The organism is Georgenia faecalis (genome assembly GCF_003710105.1).
GTDB lineage: Bacteria > Actinomycetota > Actinomycetes > Actinomycetales > Actinomycetaceae > Georgenia_A > Georgenia_A faecalis.
Genome location: NZ_CP033325.1, coordinates 601211 through 624000 on the forward strand (window position 1 = coordinate 601211; position 22790 = coordinate 624000).

Sequence of the window (22790 nt, forward strand, 5' to 3'; positions counted from 1 at the left end):
CACCCAAGGAACACTGTGACCCAGAGTCCTCCCATGCCCATGCCCATGCCCATGCCCATGCCCATGCCCGCGCCCGACCACGACGTCGACGCCCGGCCCCGTCGCCGCCTCGTCCTCGTCACCGCCGCTGTCGCCGCCACGCTCGCCGTCGGCGGCGGGGTGGCCACCGCCGCCGCCCACAAGAGCGTCGAGCTCGACGTCGACGGCGAGCGCCGCAGCGTCAGCACCTTCGCCGGATCCGTCCAGGGCCTCCTCGACGCCGAGGGCCTCACGGTCGGCGAGCACGACCTCCTGGTCCCGGCCCCCGGTGAGCCGCTCCGCGACGGCGAGGAGGTCGTCGTGCGCTCGGCGACCGAGATCGAGGTCCAGGTCGACGGGCGGACGCAGGACATCTGGACGACCGCCGAGACGACCGGCGAGGCGCTCGCCACCCTCGCCGAGCCCGGCCGCGACGTCAGCGTCGCCGCCTCCCGCTCCGCGGACGGGGGCACCCGCTCCGCCCTCGAGCTCCCGCTCGTCGTCGACGGCGTGGCGGAGGTCGTCGTCGCCGGCGAGACCCGCCCGGTGCAGATGGACGGGGCGGCCGACCTCGACGAGGTCCTCGAGGAGGCCGACGTCACGCTCGGCAAGCTCGACTCCGTCGTCGTCACGGCCAAGGCCGACGGCACGCCCCAGATCGCCGTCACCGACGTCGAGCACGCCCTGCGCGCCGCCACGGAGCCCGTCCCCTTCGAGACCGTCGAGCAGGAGGACCCCGAGCTCTACGTCGGGGAGCGCCGCGTGGTCCAGGAGGGCACCGAGGGCGTCCTCACCCGGCTCCAGCACGCCCTGCTCGTCAACGGCGCCGAGACGCCGTCGGCGACCACCGGCGAGCTCGTCACCAGCGCCCCGGTCAACGAGATCGTCGCCGTGGGCACCAAGCCCCGCCCGGTCGCCCCGGCGCCGGTCGCCCCGGCGCCGAGCGCCCCGGAGGCCTCCGACGAGCCCGCCTCGAGCGGGTCCGACAGCGGCGGCGGTTCCAGCGCCCCGGCCCCGGCCGCGGCTCCCGCTCCCGCCCCGGCCCCCGCGCCGGCCGCGTCGAGCGGCGCCGTCTCCGGCGACGTGTGGGCGCGCCTGGCCCAGTGCGAGTCGGGCGGCAACCCCACGATCGTCAGCGCCAACGGGCTCTACCACGGCCTGTACCAGTTCTCCGTCGCCACCTGGCAGGCCGTGGGCGGCAGCGGCCTGCCCTCCCAGGCCTCGCCCGCCGAGCAGACCCAGCGCGCCCAGGCGCTCCAGGCCCGCTCCGGCTGGGGCCAGTGGCCGGCGTGCTCGGCCAAGCTGGGCCTGCGCTGACCCGCACCCCGCACGCCCACGGGCCCCGCCTTCCCCCTCGATCGGGAAAGCGGGGCCCGTGGCGGTTAGGCTCGCAGGCGTGACGGCCAACGCGCGCCCCTCAGGGGCTCAGGGCGCGCTGCTCGGTCCGAGCGACGTGCGCGCGCTCACCGAGCGGCTCGGTATCCGACCCACCAAGACCCTCGGGCAGAACTTCGTCGTCGACCCCGGCACCGTCCGCCGGATCGTCCGGGCCGCGGGCATCACCGCCGACGACGTCGTCCTCGAGGTGGGCCCCGGCCTCGGCTCGCTCACGCTCGCCCTGGTGGAGACGGGGGCGCGGGTCGTCGCCGTCGAGATCGACCCGGTGCTCGGCGCCGCCCTCCCGGCCACCGTCGCCGAGCGGGCCCCGGGCGCCCGGTTCGACGTCGTCGTGGCCGACGCGCTCGACGTGCGCGGCCCCGCCGACCTCCCCGGGGGCGCGGCGCCGGACGCCCTCGTGGCGAACCTCCCGTACAACGTCGCGGTGCCCGTGCTCCTCACCATGCTCGAGCGCCTGCCCTCGCTGCGGTCGGGCCTGGTCATGGTCCAGGCGGAGGTGGCGGACCGGCTGGCCGCCCCGCCCGGGTCGCGGACCTACGGCATCCCCTCGGCCAAGGCCGCCTGGTACGCCGAGACCACCCGCTCGCACACCATCGCCCGGTCGGTGTTCTGGCCCGTCCCCAACGTCGACTCCGCGCTCGTGCGGGTCGTCCGGCGCCCGCCGCCGGCGACCACCGCCACCCGCGAGGAGGTGTTCGCCGTCGTCGACGCCGCGTTCGCCCAGCGGCGCAAGACCCTGCGCTCCGCGCTGGCGGGCTGGGCGGGATCCGCGGCCGCCGCCGAGGTCGCGCTGCGGGCGGCCGGGGTCGACCCGTCGCTGCGCGGCGAGCGGCTGGGCATCGCCGACTTCGCCCGGATCGCCGAGCACCGCCCGGGCGCCGGCACCTCTGGCACAGTGGCGTCATGAGGACCCCCGAGCACCCCGGCGTGCACGTGCGGGCACCGGGGAAGATCAACCTCGCGCTGCGCGTCGGCGCCCGCGAGCCGTCGGGCTACCACCCGCTCGCCACCGTGTTCCAGGCCGTCTCCCTGTCCGAGGACGTCGTCGCCCGCCCCGCCGAGGGGCTCAGCCTCACCGTCGAGGGGCGCGGCTGCGACCTCGTGCCCGTCGACGGCACGAACCTCGCCCTGCGCGCCGCCGAGCTGCTGCGCACGGTGACGGGGACGACGGCCGGCGCCGCGCTGCAGGTCACCAAGCACGTGCCCGTCGCCGGCGGCATGGCCGGCGGGTCGGCCGACGCGGCCGCCGCCCTCCTCGCCTGCGACCAGCTGTGGGGGACCGGCCTCGACCGGCGCGAGCTCGTCGAGCTCGGCGCCGAGCTCGGGGCCGACGTGCCGTTCGCGCTCACCGGGCTCACCGCCGTCGGCGCCGGGCACGGGGATGTGCTCACCTCGGCGATGTCCCGCGGCACCTACCACTGGGTGCTCGCCCTCCAGGACGAGGGGCTCTCCACCCCGCGCGTCTTCGCCGCCTTCGACGACCTCCTCGACGACGAGCCGCCCGCGCCGGAGGTCGACGAGGGCCTCCTCGCCGCGCTCCTTGCCGGGGACCCCCACGAGCTCGCCCGGCACCTCGTCAACGACCTCACCGACGCGGCGGTCGACCTCATGCCCGCGCTCGACGACGTCCTCGCCGCGTCCGCCCGCGCCGGGGCCCTCGGGACGGTGCTGTCCGGCTCCGGCCCCACGGTCGCCGCCCTCGCCCTGGACGCCGAGCACGCCGCCTCCGTCGCGGAGGTCCTGCGCCGCGCGGAGGTCGCCGCGGAGGTGCTCGTGGTCACCGCCCCCGCCCCCGGCGCTCGGGTCCTCGAGCCCGTGCGCGCCCCGCTCTAGGGAGCCGGGCGGCCGATCAGCCGACGAGCTCGGACAGCTCCAGCCACCGCTCCTCGAGCCGGGCGACCTCCGCCTCGAGCGCGCGCAGCTCGTCGGTGCGCCGCTGGAGGCCCGGGTAGTCGGACGGGTCGTGCTCGGCCATGGCCCGGTGCACGGCCTTCACCTCGGCGTCCACCTTGGCGAGGCGGCGCTCGACGGCGGCCACCTCCTTCTGCACCGCGCGGCGCTCGGCGCCGGAGACGGACCCCGTCTCGGCGCCGGCCGGCCCGGAGGGCGTGGAGCCCGGCACCGCGCCGGCCGTGCCGGAGTCCTGGGCGCGGCGCAGCCGGAGGTACTCGTCGACGCCGCCGGGCACGTGGCGCAGGCGCCCGTCGAGGATGGCGTACTGCTGGTCGGTCACCCGCTCGAGGAGGTAGCGGTCGTGGGAGACCACGATGAGCGTGCCCGGCCAGGAGTCCAGGAGGTCCTCCATCGCGGCGAGCATGTCGGAGTCGACGTCGTTGGTGGGCTCGTCGAGGACGATGACGTTGGGCTGGCTGAGCAGGAGCAGCAGGAGCTGCAGCCGGCGCTTCTGCCCGCCCGAGAGCTCGTCCACCCGCGCCGAGAGGTGCTCGCGGGCGAACCCGAGGCGCTCGAGCAGCTGGGCGGGGGTGAGGTCCTTGCCGTCGATGGTGAACGTCGTCTGGGTCCGGGCCAGCACCTCCCGCACCCGGTCGCCCCCGATCTCGGCGAGCTGGGAGAACTGCTGGTCGAGCATGCCGATCCGCACCGTCTTGCCCCGCTTGACCCGGCCGGCGGTCGGGAGGACCGACCCGGACACCAGGCCCAGGAGCGTGGACTTGCCCGCGCCGTTGGCGCCGAGGATGCCGGTGCGCTCGCCCGGCCCGATCCGCCAGGTGACGTCCCGGAGCACCTCGCGCTCACCGAAGCGCACGTGCGCGTCCTCGATGTCGACGACCTCCTTGCCCAGCCGGGCGATGGCGAGCCGCTGCAGCTCCAGGGGGTTGCGCGGCGGCGGCACGTCGCTGATGAGCTGGTTCGCGGCGTCGATGCGGAACTTCGGCTTGGCGGTCCGGGCTGGGGCGCCGCGACGCAGCCAGGCGAGCTCCTTGCGCATGAGGTTCTGGCGCTTGGACTCCGTCGCCGCGGCCTGCCGGTCGCGCTCGACGCGCTGGAGCACGTAGGCCGCGTAGCCGCCCTCGAAGGAGTCGACGGTCCCGTCGTGGACCTCCCACGTCTCGGTGCACACCTCGTCGAGGAGCCAGCGGTCGTGGGTGATGACCACCAGGCCGCCCGAGGACGCCGGCCAGCGGCGCTTGAGGTGGTCCGCCAGCCAGGCGACCCCCTCCATGTCGAGGTGGTTCGTGGGCTCGTCCAGGGCGAGGACGTCCCACTCGCCGACGAGCAGCGCGGCGAGGGCCACCCGGCGCCGCTGCCCGCCGCTGAGGTCGCCGACGCGGGCGTCCCAGTCGATGTCGGCGACCAGGCCGGTGAGGACGTCGCGCACCCGCGCGTCGCCCGCCCACTCGTGCTCCGGGCGCTCACCGACGATCGAGCGGCCCACCGCGGCGTCGTCGTCGAGCCGGTCGGACTGGTCGAGGACGCCGAACCGGACGCCCCCTCGACGCGTCACCCGGCCCGTGGTCGGTTCGACCTGTCCGGCGAGCATGCCCAGGAGGCTGGACTTGCCGTCACCGTTGCGGCCGACGATGCCGATCCGGTCGCCCTCGTTGACCCCGAGGGTCACGGAGTCGAAGACGGTGCGGGTCGGGTACTCCAGGTGCAGGGCCTCGGCCCCGAGAAGATGTGCCATCCCCTCCAGGGTAGTGACCGCGGTCAGGACACGATGACGACGTCGAGCGTGCGCGGACCGTGGACCCCCTCCACCCGCTGGAGCTCGATGTCGCTCGTCGCCGACGGGCCGGCGATCCACGTGAGCGGCCGGGTGGGGTTCGCCCCGAGGACCGCCACCGCCTCCGGCACGGTGGCGAGCACCTGGTCGCGGCGTACGACGCACACGTGGTGGTCGGGCACGAGGGTGATGGCCCGCCGGCCCTGGTCGGGCTGGGCGTCGAGGACGATGGTGCCGGTCTCGGCGACGGCGACGCGGGAGGCGGTGAGCACCGCGTCGACGGCGTCGAGCTCGGCGTGGCTGAGCGGCGCGCCCGGGGCGTCCACCCGGACGTCCCCGGGCACTGCGGAGCGCCACGCCTCGGGCAGGCCAGGGGGGACGACGACGGCCGCTGCCTCGGCGAGCACCGTGGCGAGGACCGCCGCCAGGCCCGCCTCGTCGCACTCGTGCACCCGCGCCCGGTAGTCGACGAGCCGGTCGACGAGGAGCTCGACGGCGCCCGCCGAGCCCGGCGCGAGCTCGGAGGAGGCGCGGTAGTCGCGGGGGACCGGGGGCGGGGGGCCCTGCTGGGAGCGCCCCAGCGCGTCGGTGATCCGGGCCAGCACGGCCGCGCGCGCGTCCATCACGCCCCTCCGTCCCGGCCGGTGGGCCGGCGGTCGGCGTCCGCGGTGGGCCGGCCGTCGGCGTCGTGGGTGTCCGCCCACCACTCGCGGAACGACCGCGCGGGTGGCGCGGGCACGTCCCGGCTGTCGGTCCAGCCCCGCAGGGGCGGCGGCAGCGCCCCGATGCGGCCGTCCCGGGCGAAGACCTTGGCGAGGCGCGCGGCCCGGTCGGCCGGCGCGAGCCGGGCGCCGCTGGAGAGCACCGTGCCGGCGGCGCGCATGGCGACCTCCCACCCGGTGGGCACCGGGCGCCGGGACTGGGCCTCGTTCATCCGGTTGCGCAGGTGGACGAGCACCTTGGGGATGTCGATCTTCACGGGGCACGCCTCGTAGCACGCGCCGCACAGCGAGCTGGCGAAGGGGAGCGAGGCGGTGGGGTCGTGCGGGTCCAGCGGTCCCGGGCCCGTCCCGGTCCCGCGCAGGAGCGGGGTGAGGATGGCCCCGATCGGCCCGGGGTAGACCGACCCGTAGGCGTGGCCGCCGGTGCGCTCGTAGACCGGGCACACGTTCATGCACGCCGAGCAGCGGATGCAGTGCAGCGCCTCGCGCCCCACCTCGTCCGCCAGCGCCTTGGTCCGGCCGTTGTCGAGGAGGACGAGGTGGAACTCCTGCGGCCCGTCCCCGGGCGTCACCCCGGTCCACATCGTCGTGTAGGGGTTCATCCGCTCCCCGGTGGAGGAGCGCGGGAGGATCTGCGTGAAGACCTCCAGGTCCCGGAAGGTGGGGACCACCTTCTCGATGCCCATGACGGTGATGAGGGTCTCGGGCAGGGTGAGGCACATCCGGCCGTTGCCCTCGGACTCGAACACCGCCACCGTGCCGGTCTCGGCGACGGCGAGGTTGGCCCCGGAGACGGCGACCTTCGCGGAGAGGAACTTGCGCCGCAGGTGCGCGCGGGCGGCCATGGCCAGCTCGCGCGGCTCGTCGGTGAGCCCCGCCGGGAACTCCTCCATGCGGTGGCGGAAGATCTCCCGGATCTCCGACCGGTTGCGGTGGATGGCGGGGACGAGGACGTGGGAGGGCATGTCCCCGACGAGCTGGACGATGAGCTCGGCGAGGTCCGTCTCGAGGGCGGTGATCCCCTCGGCGTCGAGGTGCTCGTTGAGCCCGATCTCCTGGGTGGCCATCGACTTCACCTTGATGACCTCGTCGGCGCCCGTGGCCCGGATGAGGGCGGTGACGATGCGGTTGGCCTCGGCGGCGTCCCGCGCCCAGTGCACCACCCCGCCGTGGGCGACGACGTTGGCCTCGAGCTCGACGAGCAGCTCGGGCAGCCGGCTCATCGCCTCGTGCTTGGCGGCGGCACCGGCCTCCCGCAGCTCCTCCCAGTCCGGCAGCTCACCGGTGACCCGCAGCCGCTTGTCCCGGATCGTGTGCGTGGCCTTGGCGAGGTTGGCGCGCATCTGCCCGTTCGCCAGCGTCTCGTGCGCGGCGTCGGGGAACGTCGGGCCCCAGCGCAGCGGGTCCTGGGGCGGCTGCGCGGGCAGCGGGGTGGGCATCCCGAGGAACGTCGTGCTCATCGCGCACCTCCCGCGGCCGCCGCCGAGGCGGGCGCGCCGGCACACCCGGACCCCGGCGGCCCGTCGCACGCGCACCCGGCCTCCCCGCGGCGCGGCGGGAGCACCGCCGGCTCCCAGGGCTCGTCCGCGGTGGCGACGAGGACCTCCGCGAGGTGGGCGACGCGCACGTCCGCCCCGTCGCGGGAGAGCCGCCCGCCGATGTTCATCAGGCAGGAGTAGTCGCCCGAGACGACCACCTCGGCGCCGGTGGCGACGATGTGGTCGGCCTTGTCCGCGACCATCGCCGTGGACGTCTCGGCGTTCTTCAGCGCGAAGGTGCCGCCGAACCCGCAGCACGACTCCGCCTCCGGCAGCGGCACGAGGTCGATACCCCGGACCGCCCGGAGCAGCCGCAGGGGCCGGTCGCCCACCTTGATCATCCGCAGGGAGTGGCACGTGGGGTGGTAGGTGACCCGGTGCGGGAAGGTGGCGCCGACGTCCTCCACCCCGAGGACGTCGACGAGGAGCTCGGAGAGGTCGTAGGTCCGCTCCGCCACCCGTTCCGCCTGCCGGGCGAGGGCCTCGTCGCCCTCCTGGCGGGCCACCATCGCCTGCTGGTGACGGACCGAGCCGACGCACGAGGCGGACGGGGCGACGACGGCGTCCCACTCGCCGTCGAGCATGGGCTCGAAGGACCGGACGTAGTTGCGGATGACCGGCATGGCCATGCGGTAGTAGCCGGTGTTGACGTGCATCTGCCCGCAGCAGGCCTGGTCGGCGGGGAAGACCACCTCGTGGCCCAGCCGCTCGAGCAGCCGCACCGTCGCGACGGGGGCGTAGGGGAACATCGCGTCCGCGATGCACGTGGGGAAGATGGCGATGCGCATCAGGCGCCCCCTTCGGTGGGTGTGAGCGGACTCACGGTAACGCCTCAGTCGACCATCCAGCCCAGGACAGGCGTGGACTGGAGGTAGACGAGGACGCACAGGAACAGGAGCATCGCCGCGCTGTAGCCCACCACCTTGCGGAGCAGCTCGGGCTCCGAGCCGGGCTTGCCGATGGCGCTCGCGGCGATGGTGAGGTTCTGCGGGCTGATGAGCTTGCCCACCACGCCGCCGGAGGTGTTGGCGGCGACGAGCAGCTCGGGGTTGATGCCGGCGCCCTGGCCGGCGGTCTGCTGCAGCTTGGCGAACAGCGCGTTGGCGGAGGTGTCGGAGCCGGTGACCGCGGTCCCGATCCACCCGAGGATGGGGGAGAGGAAGGCGAACGCCGCGCCCGTTGCGGCGAGCCACGTGCCGATGGCGACGGTCTGCCCGGACTGGTTCATCACGTAGCTCAGCGCGAGCACCGAGGCGATGGTGAGGATGGCGAAGCGCATGTCCCGGATGATCCGGAAGAAGGCGCCGATCCCGCGGCCGAGGGTGATGGGCTCGCGACCGGCGTCGCGCGCCACGGAGTACACCACCGTGACGATGAGGCCGGTGATGAGGAGCATCGTGCCGGGGCTCGAGAGCCAGGTGAAGGTGTAGACGGCCGACGTCGACGCCTCGCCGTCGGCGGTGAGCAGCCGGCCGTACAACCCCGGCCACTGGAGGGCGACGTCGGTCGAGGCGAGGGCCGCGGGCACGTCCACGCCCCACCGCCACAGCTTGCCGATCGAGAAGATGATGACGACCAGCCAGTAGGGCAGCAGCCCGAGGAGCACCCGCCGGGGGGTGAGGTCGCGCCCGGCGTCGGTCACCTTCGAGCGCTGGTCCTCGGGCGTGCGCGGGCCCCAGAACCGGAGTATGACGACGGCGGCGAGGAACCCGCCGAGCGCCGCGACGACGTCGGTGAGCTCGTAGGAGAAGTAGTTCGACGCCCACCACTGCAGGACGGCGAAGACACCGCCGGTGACGAGCGCGATCGGCCACGCCTGGCGCACGCCGCGGACGCCGTCCACGAGGAAGAGGAGCAGGAGGGGTACCCACACGGCGAGCAGCGGGGTCTGGTGGCCGACCACCTCGGCGATCCGCTCGGCGGGGATGCCCGTGAGGTTGCCGGCCGTGGTGATGGGGATCGCCATCGCGCCGAAGGCGACGGGCGCCGTGTTCGCCACGAGGACGGCGACGGCGGCGCGGATCGGCGGGAGGCCGAGGGCCACGAGCATCGCCCCGGTGATGGCGACCGGGGCGCCGAACCCGGCGAGCGCCTCGAGGAGGCCGCCGAAGCAGAACGCGATGAGCATCGCCTGGACCCGCATGTCGCCCCGCCCGACGGCGCTGAACACCGCCCGCACGTCCTCCATCCGCCCGCTGACGACGGTGAGCTCGTAGAGCCAGATCGCCGTGATGACGATCCAGAGGATGGGGAAGAGGCCGAAGGCGGCGCCCTGGGTGGCGGACAGGAGCGCGAGGTCCACCGGCATGCCGTAGGCGAGGACCGCCACGAGGAGGGCGACGGCGAGGGAGCCCAGGGCGGCGAGGTGGGCCTTGACCCGCAGCACACCCAGGAGGACGAAGAACGTCAGCAGCGGGATGAGCCCGACGAGGGCGGACACGAGGAGGCTGCCGCCGACCGCGTCGGTCTCGGCGGTGTAGGTGGAGGCGGCCAGCGTCGTCGTGATCATCGTGGCTCCGTTGCTCGATGGTGGCCCGGGCGTGGCGCACACCACGATGGTGCTCCTGCCGGCCGGTTCCCGCTGGGCCTTCGGCCACTAGCGGTTCGTCCAGAGCTGCGGCCCGGTGCGCGGCGCTGCGCCCGGGGTGCCGCCACGTGCCTGCACGCCCCTCGGGCGGCGTCGTCCGCCGGTGCTTCCGGCGCTACCGTGGCGGTGGCACGCTAGATCTGCCGGCACCCCGTGAGGACGAGGAAGGCACCATGACGATCGACCAGGACACCCAGTCGCTCGCCGACCTGGGCCCGCTCGGCGCGGCCGCCGGGGCCGAGCACCTGAGCACGTCCGTGGTGGACCGCGCTCGCCTGGCCCACGACGCCTCCCACTACCTCCTCACCCCCCGCGCCGTCGTCACGGCGACCTCGACGGAGCAGGTCGCCGCGGTGCTCGCCGCCGCCTCCCGGCACGGCACCCCGCTCACCTTCCGCTCCGGGGGGACGTCCCTGTCGGGCCAGGCCGTCTCCGACGGCGTCCTCGTCGACGTCCGCCGCCACCAAGGGGCCGTCACGGTGCTCGACGGCGGGGCCCGGGTGCGGTGCCAGCCCGGGGCGGTCCTGAGGCGCGTCAACGCCGCGCTGGCGCCCTACGGCCGCCGGCTCGGTCCCGACCCGGCGAGCGAGACGGCGTGCACCATCGGCGGGGTCGTCGCCAACAACTCCTCCGGGATGACGTCGGGGACGACGGCGACGGCGTACCGCACCCTCGAGTCCATGGTCCTCGTCCTGCCCAGCGGGACCGTCCTCGACACCGGGGCGCCCGACGCGGACGCGGTGCTGCGCGCCCGGGAGCCCGCGCTGCACGCCGGCCTGCTGCGGCTGCGGGACCGGGTGCGCTCGCGGGCGGACCTGCGCGCCCGCATCGAGCACCAGTTCTCCATGAAGAACACCATGGGCTACGCCCTCAACGCGCTGCTCGACCACGACGACGCCGTCGACGTCCTCGCGCACCTCGTCGTGGGCTCGGAGGGGACGCTCGCCTATGTCGCGGAGGTGACGCTGCGGACCGTGCCCGCCCTCACCCACGTCGCCACCGCCCTGTGCGTCTTCGACTCGATCGACCGTGCCACCGACGCGATCGCGCCCCTCACCGCGGCCGGCGCCGTCGCCATCGAGCTCATGGACCCGTCCTCGCTGCGGGTGGCGCAGGCCGACCCCAAGGCCGACGACGTCATGCGGGCCATCGCGGTCGAGCACCACACCGCGCTGCTCGTCGAGCTGCAGGAGACCGACCGGGAGGCCCTCGCCGCCGCCCGGGCGGTGATGGAGCCGGTCCTCGGCGACCTCCGGCTGTCCGCGCCCGCGACGCTCACCACGGACCCGGCGGCCCGCGCCCGCATGTGGGCGGTCCGCAAGGGGCTGTACGCCGCCGTCGCCGGCGCCCGCCCGCAGGGGACCACCGCGCTGCTCGAGGACATCGTCGTGCCGCCCGCCGCGCTCACCGGCACCGTCAAGGAGCTCGGCATGCTGCTGGCCCGGTACGGCTACGACGACGCCGTGACGTTCGGGCACGCCAAGGACGCCAACCTCCACTTCATGATCAACCCGCACCTCGAGGACCGGCGCGAGCTCGACGCCTACGCGGCCTTCACCGAGGACCTCGTCGACCTCATCCTCGGCGCCGACGGCTCGCTCAAGGCCGAGCACGGGACGGGGCGCATCATGGCGCCGTACGTGCGCCGCCAGTACGGCGACGACCTCTACGACGTCATGCGCGAGGTCAAGGCGCTGTGCGACCCCGCACGGGTGCTCAACCCGGGCGTGCTCCTCGACGACGACCCCCGCGCGCACCTGCGCCACCTCAAGATCGTCCCGCCCGTCCACCCCGAGCTCGACCGGTGCGTCGAGTGCGGCTACTGCGAGCCGGTGTGTCCCTCGCGCAACACCACGACGACGCCCCGGCAGCGCATCACCCTCCTGCGGGACATGGCCCGGGCCACCCCGGAGGTGCGCCGGGAGCTCGCCGACGCCTACCCGTACCAGGGGGTGCAGACCTGCGCCGCGGACTCGCTGTGCGTGACGGCGTGCCCGGTGAGCATCGACACCGGCGCGGTGATGAAGTCCTTCCGCGCCGAGGCGCGGCCGGCACCCGTGCGGGCCGGCGGCACCCTCGCCGCCCGGGCATGGGGGCCGACGACGGCGGCGCTGCGCACCGCGCTCCGGGTGGCCGAGGTGGTCCCCGGCCGCGCCCTGTCCGGCCTCACCGCGGGCGTGCGGAAGGTCGCCGGCCAGACCTTGCGGGACTGGATCCCGCAGGTGGGCAGCGACCTGCCCGGCGCCGGAGGGTCACGCGCGCGGCTCGCCGCCGCGTCGCCCGCGGTCGTCGCCGGCCTGCCGTCCGCGAGTCGGCCGTCTGCGGGTCGGCCGTCCGCCGGTCGGCCGTCCGCGGGTCCGCCGTCCGCGAGTCGGCCGTCCGCCACTCCGCCCGCCTCGTCGGCCCCGGCGCCGGCCGGTACGGAGCCCGGGGGGCTCAGCGCCGCCGAGGGCAACCCGGCCACCACCGCCAACCAGGGTGACCTGCCGCAGACACTGCCCCACGGGCGGGCCCGGGCGGGCGGACCGGTGCCGGTCCCCGCGGCGACCGAGCCCGTCGACGTGGTCTTCTTCCCCGCGTGCATCGGCTCGCTCTTCGCCCCCGAGGGCGAGGGCCAGGGAGCGGGGGCGGCGTTCCTGCGGCTGTGCGAGCGTGCCGGGCTGCGGGTCGCCGTCCCCGAGGGGATCGACCAGATGTGCTGCGGCACGGTGTGGGAGTCCAAGGGCCTGGTCGACGGGGCGACGGTCATGGCCCGCACGGTGGCCGCCGCGGTCTGGGGGCTCACCGACGGCGGACGGGTCCCCGTCGTGTGCGACGCGTCGAGCTGCACCCACGGCCTCACCGGCATCGGCAAGCGGCTCGAGGGCGAGCTCGCCGAGCGCTGGGCGAGCGTCCACGTCGTCGACGCGGTGAGCTTCGCCCGCGAACGGCTCCTGCCGGCGCTCGACGTCCCCGAGGACCGCAAGCTCCCCACGCTCGCCGTGCACCCCACGTGCTCCGCGGTGCACCTCGGCGCCGTCGGCGACCTCGAGGCGGTGAGCCGCGCCGTCGCCGGCGAGGTGACCGTCCCCGTGGGGTGGGGGTGCTGCGGCACCGCGGGCGACCGGGGCATGCTCCACCCCGAGCTCACCGCCGGCGCCACCGAGATGGAGGCGGCGGAGATCGCCGCCGACGAGGCGGCGAACGGGCCGTTCTCCGCCTACGCCTCGTGCAACCGGACGTGCGAGATGGGCATGACGGCCGCGACGGGGCGCCCGTACCGCCACGTGCTCGAGCTCCTCGAGGAGGTCACCCGGCCCGGGCGCTAACGCCGGTCAGGAGTCGAACGGCAGCAGGAGCGCGCGCAGCAGGCCGATGAGCGTGGTGCGCTCGGCGGGCGCGAGCGTCGCCAGCAGGGCGCGCTCGCTCTCGAGCAGGTCGGCCATGGCGGAGTCCACGCGCTCCTTGCCCTGGGGGGTGAGGCGGACGAGGACGACCCGGCGGTCGCTGGGCGCACTGGAACGGACGACCAGGCCGTGGGCGACCATCCGGTCGATCCGGTTGGTCATCGTGCCGGAGGAGACCAGGGTGTCCGCGAGGAGGCGGCCCGGGGTGAGCTCGTAGGGCGCGCCCGAGCGCCGCAGCGAGGAGAGGACGTCGAACTCCCAGACCTCGAGGCCGTGCGCGGCGAACGCCCGGCGGCGGGCGAGGTCGAGGTGACGGGACAGCCGGCTCACCCGGGAGAAGACCTGCAGCGGCTCGGGCTCGAGGTCGGGCCGCTCGCGGCGCCAGGCGTCGACGATGCGATCGACCTCGTCCTCGGCAGCGCCCCGGGCGGCGTCGTCGGACGTCATGCCCGGAGATTACTCGACATCGAGAGAGTGACCGCGGGCTGAGACGTCCCGGGCCGGCCGCCGCGGCGCCCGGGACACCGTGGCGCCCGGGACACCGCGGCCCCGCACCGGCGAGCGGCGCGGGGCCACGGGGAGCGGCGGGAGGCCCCTCAGCCGCGCAGGGCCTCGGTGAGCTTCATCCGCCCGCCGGTGTGGAGCACGCCGCGCTGGTAGACCCGCGCCCCGATCCACACGAGGACGGGGATGGTCGCGAGCGCGATGACGACGGCCAGGGCGATCTCCCACCCGGTCACGCCGCCGAAGACCGACCGCATCGGCATCATGAACGGGGAGAAGATCGGCACCTGGGAGAGGACCCGCACCAGCGTGCTGTCGGGCTGCTCCGGGATCATGAACATCGACATGTAGAACGGGATGAACAGCAGGAACATCAGCGGTGTCGTCACCGCGCCGATCTCCTCCTGGCGCGAGACGAGCGCCGCGAAGCCCCCGAAGAGCAGCGCGAAGATCGCGTAGCCCAGCAGGAACCACAGCAGCGTCATGAGCATCGTCGTGCTCAGGTCGATCTGGAACCCGTCGAGCAGCCCGGTCGCGGCCATGGCGAGGCCGGCGCTGCCGGCGAGCAGGCTCACCTGCACCAGGCCGACGACGCCGGTGCCGAGGATCTTCCCGGCGAGCAGCTGGGTGGGCCGGATGGTGGCGAGGAGGATCTCCACGACGCGCGAGGTCTTCTCCTCCACGACGCTCATCGCGATGATCGACCCCGTGCTGATGAGGACGAACAGCAGCAGGGAGAGCATGAGGAGGGCGACGAAGTAGGCCGGGCCGGACATCCCGCCCGTCTCGTCGGGCGGCTCCAGCGCCGTCACCGACGGCACGGCCGTGGCCAGCGCCTGGTCGACGGCCGCCGGGTCACCGCCGAGCTCGTCGATCTGCACGCCGAGGGCGTGGGCCTGGACGGCGGCGGTGACGAGCGCCAGCAGCTGGGGGGCGGCCTCCTCCTCGACGACGAGCTCGGGGGCGGTGGGGTCGCCGGTGAGGAAGGCGTCGAGCCCGTCGGTCAGCTCGGTCTCGGCCTGGGACCGGTCCATCTCGACGATGTCGACGGTGGTCCCCATGCCGGCCGCGGCGGAGCGCAGCGGACCCTCGAGGGCGGCGCCGTCATCGTCGACGCCCACGGTGTAGGCCGCTTCCTCGCTGTCCTGGTTGGCGAAGAAGTCGAGCGCGATGATCCCGGCGACGATGACGGCGACGAGGAGCGCGAGGGAGATGAGGTTCGACTTCGTGAGGAAGCGCGCCTTGAACTCGCGCTTGGCCACGAGGCCGACGGCGGCGGCGCTGCCCGTCCCGCTGCTCTTCTTGCCCGGCGTGCTCATGCGGCGTCCTTCCCTCGGCGGCCGAGCCGTCGGCCGCGGCCCGCCGGCTGGGGCGTGGGCTGGGGCTCGGTCGCGTCGTCGACGGACACGACGCCCCGGAACAGGTCGGCGAGGGACGGGCGCACCCGCTGGAGCTCACGCAGCCGGCCCGCGGCGAGCGCGGCCTGGACCAGTCCGTCCTCGTCGGTACCCGCGAGCAGCTCGACGTCGACGTGGTCGGCGCCCTCGGCGACGACTCGCACCCCCGGGACGGCGTGCGCCCACCCGGGCCGGGCGTCGGCGACGGCGACCCGCCAGCGGGTGGTGTCGGTGGTGCGCAGCTCGTCGATGGTGCCCAGGGCGACCATCTCCCCGGCGCGGACGATCCCCACCCGGTCGCACAGGCGCTCGACGAGGTCGAGCTGGTGGGAGGAGAAGATCACCGGGACGCCGGCGTCGGCCCGCTCGCGCAGCACCGAGCTCATGACGTCGACGGCCACCGGGTCGAGCCCGGAGAACGGCTCGTCGAGCACGAGGATGTCCGGGGAGTGGATGAGGGCGGCGGCGAGCTGGACGCGCTGCTGGTTGCCCAGCGAGAGCTTTTCCACGTCGTCGCCGCGGCGGGCGGCGACGCCGAGCCGCTCGGTCCACTGCTCCATCGCCTCGTGCGCCTCGGCGGCGCCGAGGCCGTGGAGCTGGGCGAGGTAGACGAGCTGCTCGCCGACCTTCATCTTGGGGTACAGGCCCCGCTCCTCGGGCATGTAGCCCACGCGGCGGCGCAGCTGGAGGTCGAGCGGGCGCCCGTTCCAGCGCACCTCGCCGGAGTCGGGCGCCAGGACGCCCAGGGCGATGCGCATTGCCGTGGTCTTGCCCGCGCCGTTCGAGCCGACGAAGCCGAAGATCTCGCCGGCGGAGACGGTGAAGGTAAGCCCGCGCAGGGCTTGCAGGGGGCCGTAGGACTTCGTCAGTCCGTCGACCTCGAGGACGCTCACAGTGGGTGCTCCGTTCCGTTCCGGGGGAGGGGGGGCGGTGTGACGCCGACCCCCCGCGGGTCGGCGTCGCCCGTCGCTCGGCGACGAGTGGTCCCGATCACCCTATCGACGGGCACCGTCGCCCGGCGGCGCCTCCTCGCGAGTCGGAGTCCGGTGAGTCGAGTCCGGTTCGTCGGCGGGTCAGCCGTCGCCCGGGACGGGCAGCGTGTCCGCGGCCCGGGGCGCGCCGGCCGGGCTCGTGCCGGGCTCGGCGTCGACCGCAGCGGGACCGGGCTCGTCGGAGCCACCCGGGTCCTCGGCCGAGCGTTCGCCGTTCCCGTCGGCCGGAACCTCGCCCGGGGCGCCGGGCTCGCGCGGCGGCCGGGGTGTGGGCAGCCGCGGGTTGCGCTCGAGACCGCTGAGGCCGTTCCACGCGAGGTTGACGAGGTGCGCGGCGACCTCCGCCCCGTCGGGGCTGCGGACCTCCAGCCACCACTGGCCGGTGAGGGCGATCATCCCGACGAGCATCTGCGCGTACATCGGGGCCGTCGCGGGGTCGAGCTCGCGACGGCGGAACTGGTCGGCGAGCATGTGCTCCACCTGCGTGGCGACGTCCCCGATGAGGGAGGAGAACGTGCCGGTCGCCTGGGCGACGGGGGAGTCGCGCACGAGGATCCGGAACCCGTCGGTGTTGGCCTCGATGTAGTCGAGGAGCGCCCGGGCCGTCCGCTCGACGATCATCTTCGGGTGCCCGCCGCCGCTCAGCGACGTCGTGAGCATGGCCGCCAGGACCTGCACCTCACGGTCGACGATGACGGCGTAGATGCCCTCCTTGCCGCCGAAGTGCTCGTAGACCACCGGCTTGGAGACGTCGGCGCGGGCGGCGATCTCCTCCACGCTCGTCCCCTCGAACCCCTTGACGGCGAAGAGCGCCCGGGCGACGTCGAGCAGCTGCTCGCGGCGCTCCGTCCCTGTCATCCGGGCGCGCGCGGGGCGTCTGCTCTGGGTGGCCACGTGCTCCATCATGCCGTGCCACCTGTGGCGAGCGGGGGAGAGTCACCCGACGTTGCCCTGGCAGACTGAGCGCTGCTCGGCAGCGCCCGGGCGGTCCGCCCTGGTGTAACGGCAGCACACAGGCCTTTGGTGCCTTGAGGTCCGGGTTCGAATCCTGGGGGCGGAGCGACTCGGCGCTATTGTGAGACCCGCACGAGCCCGGGTGCCGCCCGGCCACGACCCCATGAGGGAGCCCTTCAGCGTGAGCCAGCCCGCCGCCGTCATCGTCCTTGCCGCAGGCGAGGGCACCCGGATGCGATCCACCACCCCCAAGGTGCTCCACGCGATCGGCGGGCGCAGCCTGCTCGGTCATGCGCTCGCGGCCGCCACCGGCCTGCACCCCGGGCGGCTCGCCGTCGTCGTGCGCCACGCCCGCGAGCAGGTGGCCGCCCACGCGCAGCAGCTGGTGCCCGGCGTGCTCGTCGTCGACCAGGACGACGTCCCCGGCACCGGGCGCGCCGCGCAGTGCGCCCTCACCGTCCTCGACGCCGTCGCGCAGGCCGGCGAGGCGCTGCTCGCCGGGAACGGCGACGAGGCACCGCGCCCCGAGGGCCGCCTGTCCGGGACCGTCGTCGTCCTCGCCGGGGACGTGCCGCTGCTCGACACCGGCACGCTCGCCGAGCTCGTCGCCGCCCACGAGGCGGACGGCAACGCCGTCACCGCGCTGAGCACCCGCGTCCCGGACCCGTACGGGTACGGGCGGATCCTGCGGGAGGACGGGGCCGTCGTCGGCATCGTCGAGGAGCGCGACGCCACCGAGGAGCAGCGCGCGATCGACGAGATAAACGCCTCCGTCTACGCCTTCGACGCCGACGTCCTGCGCGACGGCCTCGCCACCGTCGGCCGCGACAACGAGCAGGGCGAGGTCTACCTCACCGACGTCCTCGCCTACGCGCACCGCCTGGGCCGCCGGGTCGCGGCGATCGTCGTCGACGACCCCTGGCTCGTCGAGGGCGTCAACGACCGCTCGCAGCTCGCCAGCATCGGCGCCGAGCTCAACCGCCGCATCGTCACCGAGTGGATGCTCGCCGGCGTCACCGTCGTCGACCCCGCCACGACGTGGGTCGACGTCGACGTCGACCTCGCGCCGGACGTGACGATCCTGCCGGGCACCCAGCTCCACGGCGCGACCCGCGTCGAGACCGGCGCCACGGTCGGGCCGGACACCACGCTGCGCGACGTGAGCATCGGCGAGGGCGCGAGCGTCGTGCGCACCCACGGGTCCGGCGCGCGGATCGGCGCCGGGGCCACCGTCGGACCGTTCGCCTTCCTGCGCCCCGGCACCGTCCTGGGCGCCGACGGCAAGATCGGGACGTTCGTCGAGACGAAGAACGCGGAGATCGGCGCCGGCTCGAAGGTGCCGCACCTCAGCTACGTCGGGGACGCCGAGATCGGCGAGGGCACCAACATCGGCGCGGCCTCCGTGTTCGTCAACTACGACGGCGTGTCCAAGCACCGCACCCGGATCGGGTCGGGCGCCCGGACCGGCTCCGACAACATGTTCGTCGCCCCGGTGACCGTCGGCGACGGCGCCTACACCGGCGCCGGCACCGTCGTGCGCCGCGACGTCCCCGCGGGCGCGCTGGCGATCAACGTTGCGCCGCAGCGCAACATCGAGGGCTGGGTGCTGCGCCGCCGTGCCGGTACGCCGGCGGCCGAGGCCGCGCAGGCGGCCCTCGGCGGCGAGGGCGGGAGCGACCTCTCCCCACAGGCTCGGGCCGAGATGGCTCGTAGAAGCACGACCACCCGGGACAACGTCGCCCCGACCGACGCACGCGAAGGGGACAGCAACTGATGACCGGGATCACCTCCCACGGGGAAAAGCGCCTCGTACTCGTCTCGGGGCGCGCGCACCCGGCCCTGGCGACCGACGTCTCGGCCGCGCTCGGCAGCGAGCTCGTCCCGACGACCGCGTACGACTTCGCCAACGGCGAGATCTACGTCCGCTTCGAGGAGAGCGTGCGCGGCTGCGACGCGTTCGTCCTCCAGTCGCACACGTCGCCGATCAACCAGTGGCTCATGGAGCAGCTCATCATGGTCGACGCGCTCAAGCGCGCCTCGGCCAAGCGGATCACCGTCGTCGCGCCGTTCTACCCGTACGCCCGGCAGGACAAGAAGCACAAGGGCCGCGAGCCGATCTCCGCGCGCCTGGTCGCGGACCTCTTCAAGACGGCCGGCGCCGACCGGCTCATGTCGGTGGACCTCCACGCGGCGCAGACCCAGGGCTTCTTCGACGGGCCGGTCGACCACCTGTGGGCGATGCCGATCCTCACCGACTACGTGCGCACGCGCGTCGACACCGGCAACGTCACCGTGGTCTCGCCCGACGCCGGGCGCATCCGCGTCGCGGAGCAGTGGGCGGCCAAGCTCGGTGGCGGGCCGCTCGCGTTCGTCCACAAGACCCGCGACATCAGCCGGCCCAACCAGTCCGTGGCCAACCGCGTCGTCGGTGAGGTCCAGGGCCGCACCTGCGTGCTCGTCGACGACCTCATCGACACCGGCGGGACGATCGCCGAGGCGGTCAAGGTGGTCCTCGCGGCCGGCGCCTCGGACGTCATCGTCGCGGCGACCCACGGCGTGCTGTCCGAGCCCGCGGCCCGGCGCCTGTCCGAGTGCGGGGCGCGCGAGGTCATCGTCACGGACAGCCTGCCCATCACGGCCGAGAAGCGTTTCCCCACGCTCACCGTGCTCCCCATCGCGCCGCTGCTGGCCCGGGCGATCCGCGAGGTCTTCGACGACGGCTCGGTGACCAGCCTCTTCGACGGCAACGCCTGAGCGGCGGCCGGGACGCCTGACCGGCCCCGGGCGGTGCAGGACGTCGGCACCGCCTGACCGGGGTGCGCCGAGGGCGCTCAGGGGCGGTCGACGGCGGACAGGTTCGCCTCCAGCAGGCCGAGGTTCTCCAGGATCTCGGCCTGCTGCTCGGCCGACAGCGACCCCACGGTGAGGCGCTCCAGCTCTGCCCAGGCGCCCTCGACCTTCGCGCGCAGCTCGAGGCTGGCGGGGGTCGCCTCGACGATGACCGCCCGCCGGTCGGTCGGTGAGGGCCGGCGCTGCACGAGGCCTGCCCTCTCCATGCGCGCGACGCTGCGCGTCATCGACGGCGCGTCCGAGTCGACGGCCTCGACCAGGTCGACCAGGCGCTGGGGCCCCTGCGACCACAGCGTCATGAGCGCCAGCTCCTGACCCGGGTGCAGGCCGCTCTCGCGCAGGAGCGCCCCGGCGAGGGCCTTGTGGAGCCGGGCCACCCGGAACACCGCGTGGCTCATCGGACGCGCGCCGAAGCCCTGGTCGCTCACCCGACGGACGATACCGCCGAGGGGCGCCGCCCGGGCGGCCGGGCGTGCGAGGCCTGAGGCCGGTCCGTGGCAGCGGCCGTGGCGGGGCTCCTGCCGGCGCGCCCGGGTGGCGACCGCGATGGGGCGCGGCGGTCGCATCGCGGCCGTCCGCGGGTGGCCGGTGGACGGGCCGCCCCGGGGTCCGGGGGAGGGAATGGATCCGAGCAAATACTTGTTCGGCTAACCAATCACCCCATGCACCCCAAGGAGAACCCCATGAGCACCGCCTTCGAGCCCCTGGCCGCCGGCAGCCTGCGCCTGCGCAACCGCATCGTCATGGCGCCGATGACCCGCAGCCGTGCCGACGGCACGCTGCCCACCAGCGACACCGCGACGTACTACGCCCAGCGCGCCGGCGCCGGACTGATCGTCACCGAGGGCATCCAGCCCTCCGCCGTCGGCCAGGGCTACCCCTCCACCCCCGGCCTGCACACGGCGGAGCAGGTGGAGGCATGGGGTGCCGTCACCCGTGCCGTCCATGCCGCCGGCGGCACGGTCGTGGCGCAGCTGATGCACACCGGCCGGATCGGTCACCCGGCCAACACGGAGGCCGCCGGCCACGGCGCGCTGACGCCGGTCGGCCCGTCGGCCGTCAGGGCGCGCGGTCAGATCTTCACACCGACCGGGTTGCAGGACCACGTCGATCCGGACGAGCTGACCGAGGACCAGATCGCGGGCACGATCGGCGACTTCGCCGCCGCGGCACGCCTCGCGATCACCGCCGGGTTCGACGGGGTGGAGATCCACGGCGCCAACGGCTACCTGCTCCACCAGTTCCTCGCCACCAACGCCAACCTGCGCACCGACGACTGGGGCGGTAGCCCGGCGAACCGGATCCGGTTCACGCTCGAGGTCGCCAGGGCCGTCGCCGGTGCGATCGGCGCCGACCGCACCGGCATCCGGCTCTCCCCGGCCAACGGGCTCGGTGACACCGTCGAGGACCATGTCGCCCTCTACCCCCTGCTGGTCGCCGAGCTCGACACGCTCGGCCTGGCCTACCTCCACCTCGTCGAGGCCGGTGACCCGTCGATGACCCCGGTCCTGCGCCGGGCGTGGTCCGGGACCCTCATCCTCAACCCCGCGCACGCAGGCCTCGCTGACCACCCCACGCGGGTCGGCCTGGTCGCCGACGGCACGGCCGACGCGGTGTCGTTCGCGCGGCTGTTCATCTCCAACCCCGACCTCGTCACCCGGCTCGCTGCCGGCGCGCCGCTCGCCGAGCCCGACCTGGGCAAGGCCTACGGCGGCGACCATCGCGGCTACACCGACTACCCGACCCTCGCCGCACAGCCCGTCGCCTGAGGCGACCGGACAGCCCACCCGTTCGGTGCGCGGGGAGGGGTCCCGCGACCGAACGGGCATGCGCCGACGCTGCGCCGGCGCAGCGGGCGAGCGCCCGCGGCGAGCGCTGACCGGGCGTCGCGGTGAGCGGCCGCACAGCCCGCGGGGAGCGAGCCGGCACCGCGGTCGGCTAACATGAGCAGGTTGCCTCGGCGAGGGAGGCCGGACGGGCCTTGCGCCCGAGGAGTGACCGGCTCCGTGATCGACGCGGTGGCGCCTGTGCGCGCCGTCCGTCCGACGTCCCGCGCTGAGGCCCACCGCCGTCCAAGACACACCTCCTGAGGAGACCCCCGTGGCCGAGAAGAACACGCTTACCGCGAGCCCCCGCACCGAGTTCGGCAAGGGCGCCGCCCGCCGTACCCGCCGCGCCGGCCTCATCCCCGCCGTCCTCTACGGGCACGGCACCGAGCCGGTCCACCTCGCCCTTCCCGGGCACGAGACCTTCCTCGCCCTCAAGGACAACGCGAACGCGCTGCTCACGCTCGTCATCGACGGCAACGAGCAGCTCGCCCTGTCCAAGGACGTCCAGCGCGACCCGGTCCGCCGCCACATCGAGCACGTCGACCTCGTCATCGTCCGCACGGGCGAGCGCGTGACGGTCGAGGTCCCGGTGCACATCGTCGGCGAGTCCTACCCCGGCACGATCCACCAGGTCGAGCTCCAGGCCGTCAGCCTCACCGTCCCGGCGACGGCGATCCCCGAGCAGGTCGAGGTCTCCATCGAGGGCCTGAACGACGGCGCCATCGTCCGCGTCTCGGACATCGCGGTCCCCGAGGGCGCCACGATCGAGAACGACGCCGAGCACGAGGTCGTCATCATCTCCGTGCCGCGCGCCAGCGCCGACGACATCGCCGCCGACGAGGCCTCGGCCTCGGCCGGTGCGGCCGCCGGTGTCACGGTGGAGGACTGACCTTCACCCGCTTGTCGTAGCGTCACGCCCAGGACGGGTTC

17 protein-coding genes, 1 tRNA gene and 1 pseudogene are annotated in these 22790 nt (G+C 74.6%); 9 read left to right on the plus strand and 10 right to left on the minus strand.

All coding sequences use genetic code 11. The features are described 5' to 3' along the window. Nucleotides 1–33: 33 nt before the first annotated feature. From EBO36_RS02520 to EBO36_RS02530, 3 genes are all read left to right on the plus strand, one after another. Nucleotides 34–1335, plus strand: coding sequence for a resuscitation-promoting factor (locus tag EBO36_RS02520; RefSeq protein ID WP_122823235.1), 1302 nt, complete (start codon nt 34–36; stop codon nt 1333–1335). A gap of 79 nt (nt 1336–1414) precedes the next feature. Continuing rightward, a complete protein-coding gene (gene rsmA / locus EBO36_RS02525) occupies nt 1415–2323 on the plus strand; it encodes a 16S rRNA (adenine(1518)-N(6)/adenine(1519)-N(6))-dimethyltransferase RsmA (RefSeq protein WP_206515612.1) in 909 nt (302 codons plus the stop codon). Next, nucleotides 2320–3249: a 4-(cytidine 5'-diphospho)-2-C-methyl-D-erythritol kinase gene (locus tag EBO36_RS02530; protein WP_122823236.1), complete on the plus strand. Its 930-nt coding sequence runs from the start codon at nt 2320–2322 to the stop codon at nt 3247–3249. Before rsmA ends, EBO36_RS02530 begins: the two co-directional genes overlap by 4 nt. A 16-nt stretch (nt 3250–3265) precedes the next feature. Here the strand turns inward: EBO36_RS02530 and EBO36_RS02535 are convergent, their stop codons facing one another. Genes EBO36_RS02535 through EBO36_RS02555 form a run of 5 tightly spaced genes read right to left on the minus strand, consistent with a single transcriptional unit; the run spans nt 3266 to nt 9870 of the window. Continuing rightward, complete coding sequence (locus tag EBO36_RS02535; RefSeq protein ID WP_122823237.1) at nt 3266–5062, minus strand: ABC-F family ATP-binding cassette domain-containing protein; 1797 nt, start codon at nt 5060–5062, stop codon at nt 3266–3268. Between the two features lie 23 nt (nt 5063–5085). Continuing rightward, a complete protein-coding gene (locus EBO36_RS02540) occupies nt 5086–5724 on the minus strand; it encodes a LutC/YkgG family protein (protein WP_122823238.1) in 639 nt (212 codons plus the stop codon). After that, a complete protein-coding gene (locus tag EBO36_RS02545; RefSeq protein WP_122825394.1) occupies nt 5724–7283 on the minus strand; it encodes a LutB/LldF family L-lactate oxidation iron-sulfur protein in 1560 nt (519 codons plus the stop codon). The genes EBO36_RS02540 and EBO36_RS02545 overlap by 1 nt, the downstream gene beginning before the upstream one ends. Further along, on the minus strand, nt 7280–8149 hold the full coding sequence (locus EBO36_RS02550) for a (Fe-S)-binding protein (protein ID WP_122823239.1): 870 nt from the start codon (nt 8147–8149) through the stop codon (nt 7280–7282). Before EBO36_RS02550 ends, EBO36_RS02545 begins: the two co-directional genes overlap by 4 nt. Before the next feature lie 44 nt (nt 8150–8193). Next, nucleotides 8194–9870, minus strand: coding sequence for an L-lactate permease (locus EBO36_RS02555; protein ID WP_122823240.1), 1677 nt, complete (start codon nt 9868–9870; stop codon nt 8194–8196). 251 nt (nt 9871–10121) lie between these two features. Between EBO36_RS02555 and EBO36_RS15600 the strand changes: the two genes are divergently transcribed. Beyond that, nucleotides 10122–13256: an FAD-binding and (Fe-S)-binding domain-containing protein gene (locus EBO36_RS15600; protein WP_241237044.1), complete on the plus strand. Its 3135-nt coding sequence runs from the start codon at nt 10122–10124 to the stop codon at nt 13254–13256. A gap of 6 nt (nt 13257–13262) precedes the next feature. On the opposite strand, the gene EBO36_RS15850 is transcribed toward EBO36_RS15600, so the two are convergent. From EBO36_RS15850 to EBO36_RS02580, 4 genes and pseudogenes are all read right to left on the minus strand, one after another. Next, on the minus strand, nt 13263–13781 hold the full coding sequence (locus EBO36_RS15850) for a MarR family winged helix-turn-helix transcriptional regulator (protein WP_122823241.1): 519 nt from the start codon (nt 13779–13781) through the stop codon (nt 13263–13265). A gap of 149 nt (nt 13782–13930) precedes the next feature. Further along, nucleotides 13931–15157: an ABC transporter permease gene (locus EBO36_RS02570; RefSeq protein WP_122823242.1), complete on the minus strand. Its 1227-nt coding sequence runs from the start codon at nt 15155–15157 to the stop codon at nt 13931–13933. Beyond that, a complete protein-coding gene (locus EBO36_RS02575; protein ID WP_122823243.1) occupies nt 15154–16128 on the minus strand; it encodes an ABC transporter ATP-binding protein in 975 nt (324 codons plus the stop codon). The genes EBO36_RS02570 and EBO36_RS02575 overlap by 4 nt, the downstream gene beginning before the upstream one ends. A gap of 372 nt (nt 16129–16500) precedes the next feature. Further along, nucleotides 16501–17085: pseudogene (locus tag EBO36_RS02580) on the minus strand (TetR/AcrR family transcriptional regulator); the annotation flags it as partial. 130 nt (nt 17086–17215) lie between these two features. On the opposite strand from EBO36_RS02580, the gene EBO36_RS02585 reads away from it, so the two are divergent. The 3 genes from EBO36_RS02585 (at nt 17216) to EBO36_RS02595 (ending at nt 19935) form a co-directional block, all read left to right on the plus strand. After that, nucleotides 17216–17287, plus strand: a tRNA-Gln gene (locus EBO36_RS02585). Nucleotides 17288–17344: 57 nt separating this feature from the next. After that, nucleotides 17345–18955, plus strand: coding sequence for a bifunctional UDP-N-acetylglucosamine diphosphorylase/glucosamine-1-phosphate N-acetyltransferase GlmU (gene glmU, locus EBO36_RS02590; RefSeq protein WP_122825396.1), 1611 nt, complete (start codon nt 17345–17347; stop codon nt 18953–18955). Further along, nucleotides 18955–19935: a ribose-phosphate diphosphokinase gene (locus EBO36_RS02595; RefSeq protein ID WP_122823244.1), complete on the plus strand. Its 981-nt coding sequence runs from the start codon at nt 18955–18957 to the stop codon at nt 19933–19935. Before glmU ends, EBO36_RS02595 begins: the two co-directional genes overlap by 1 nt. Before the next feature lie 77 nt (nt 19936–20012). Here the strand turns inward: EBO36_RS02595 and EBO36_RS02600 are convergent, their stop codons facing one another. Then, nucleotides 20013–20459 carry a MarR family winged helix-turn-helix transcriptional regulator gene (locus tag EBO36_RS02600; RefSeq protein WP_222928755.1) on the minus strand — a complete coding sequence of 149 codons (447 nt, stop codon included), beginning with the start codon at nt 20457–20459 and terminating at the stop codon, nt 20013–20015. 255 nt (nt 20460–20714) lie between these two features. Between EBO36_RS02600 and EBO36_RS02605 the strand changes: the two genes are divergently transcribed. Together EBO36_RS02605 and EBO36_RS02610 are read left to right on the plus strand one after the other, a co-directional pair. Beyond that, nucleotides 20715–21800 (plus strand): alkene reductase, encoded by a 1086-nt coding sequence (locus EBO36_RS02605; protein WP_122823245.1) that lies wholly within the window; start codon nt 20715–20717, stop codon nt 21798–21800. A 331-nt stretch (nt 21801–22131) separates the two neighbouring features. Next, entirely contained in the window at nt 22132–22749 is a 618-nt protein-coding gene (locus EBO36_RS02610; RefSeq protein WP_122823246.1) for a 50S ribosomal protein L25/general stress protein Ctc, read from the plus strand. The last annotated feature ends 41 nt before the right edge of the window (nt 22750–22790 follow it).

Coding starts and splice junctions, on each gene's coding strand:
- EBO36_RS02530 (WP_122823236.1), top strand. CDS start 2,320: ATGAGGACCCCCGAGCACCCCGGCGTGCACGTGCGGGCACCGGGGAAG.
- EBO36_RS02550 (WP_122823239.1), bottom strand. CDS start 8,149: ATGCGCATCGCCATCTTCCCCACGTGCATCGCGGACGCGATGTTCCCC.
- EBO36_RS02570 (WP_122823242.1), bottom strand. CDS start 15,157: ATGAGCACGCCGGGCAAGAAGAGCAGCGGGACGGGCAGCGCCGCCGCC.
- EBO36_RS02535 (WP_122823237.1), bottom strand. CDS start 5,062: ATGGCACATCTTCTCGGGGCCGAGGCCCTGCACCTGGAGTACCCGACC.
- EBO36_RS02555 (WP_122823240.1), bottom strand. CDS start 9,870: ATGATCACGACGACGCTGGCCGCCTCCACCTACACCGCCGAGACCGAC.
- EBO36_RS02595 (WP_122823244.1), top strand. CDS start 18,955: ATGACCGGGATCACCTCCCACGGGGAAAAGCGCCTCGTACTCGTCTCG.
- glmU (WP_122825396.1), top strand. CDS start 17,345: ATGAGGGAGCCCTTCAGCGTGAGCCAGCCCGCCGCCGTCATCGTCCTT.
- EBO36_RS02520 (WP_122823235.1), top strand. CDS start 34: ATGCCCATGCCCATGCCCATGCCCATGCCCATGCCCGCGCCCGACCAC.
- EBO36_RS02540 (WP_122823238.1), bottom strand. CDS start 5,724: ATGGACGCGCGCGCGGCCGTGCTGGCCCGGATCACCGACGCGCTGGGG.
- EBO36_RS15850 (WP_122823241.1), bottom strand. CDS start 13,781: ATGACGTCCGACGACGCCGCCCGGGGCGCTGCCGAGGACGAGGTCGAT.
- EBO36_RS02545 (WP_122825394.1), bottom strand. CDS start 7,283: ATGAGCACGACGTTCCTCGGGATGCCCACCCCGCTGCCCGCGCAGCCG.
- EBO36_RS15600 (WP_241237044.1), top strand. CDS start 10,122: ATGACGATCGACCAGGACACCCAGTCGCTCGCCGACCTGGGCCCGCTC.
- EBO36_RS02605 (WP_122823245.1), top strand. CDS start 20,715: ATGAGCACCGCCTTCGAGCCCCTGGCCGCCGGCAGCCTGCGCCTGCGC.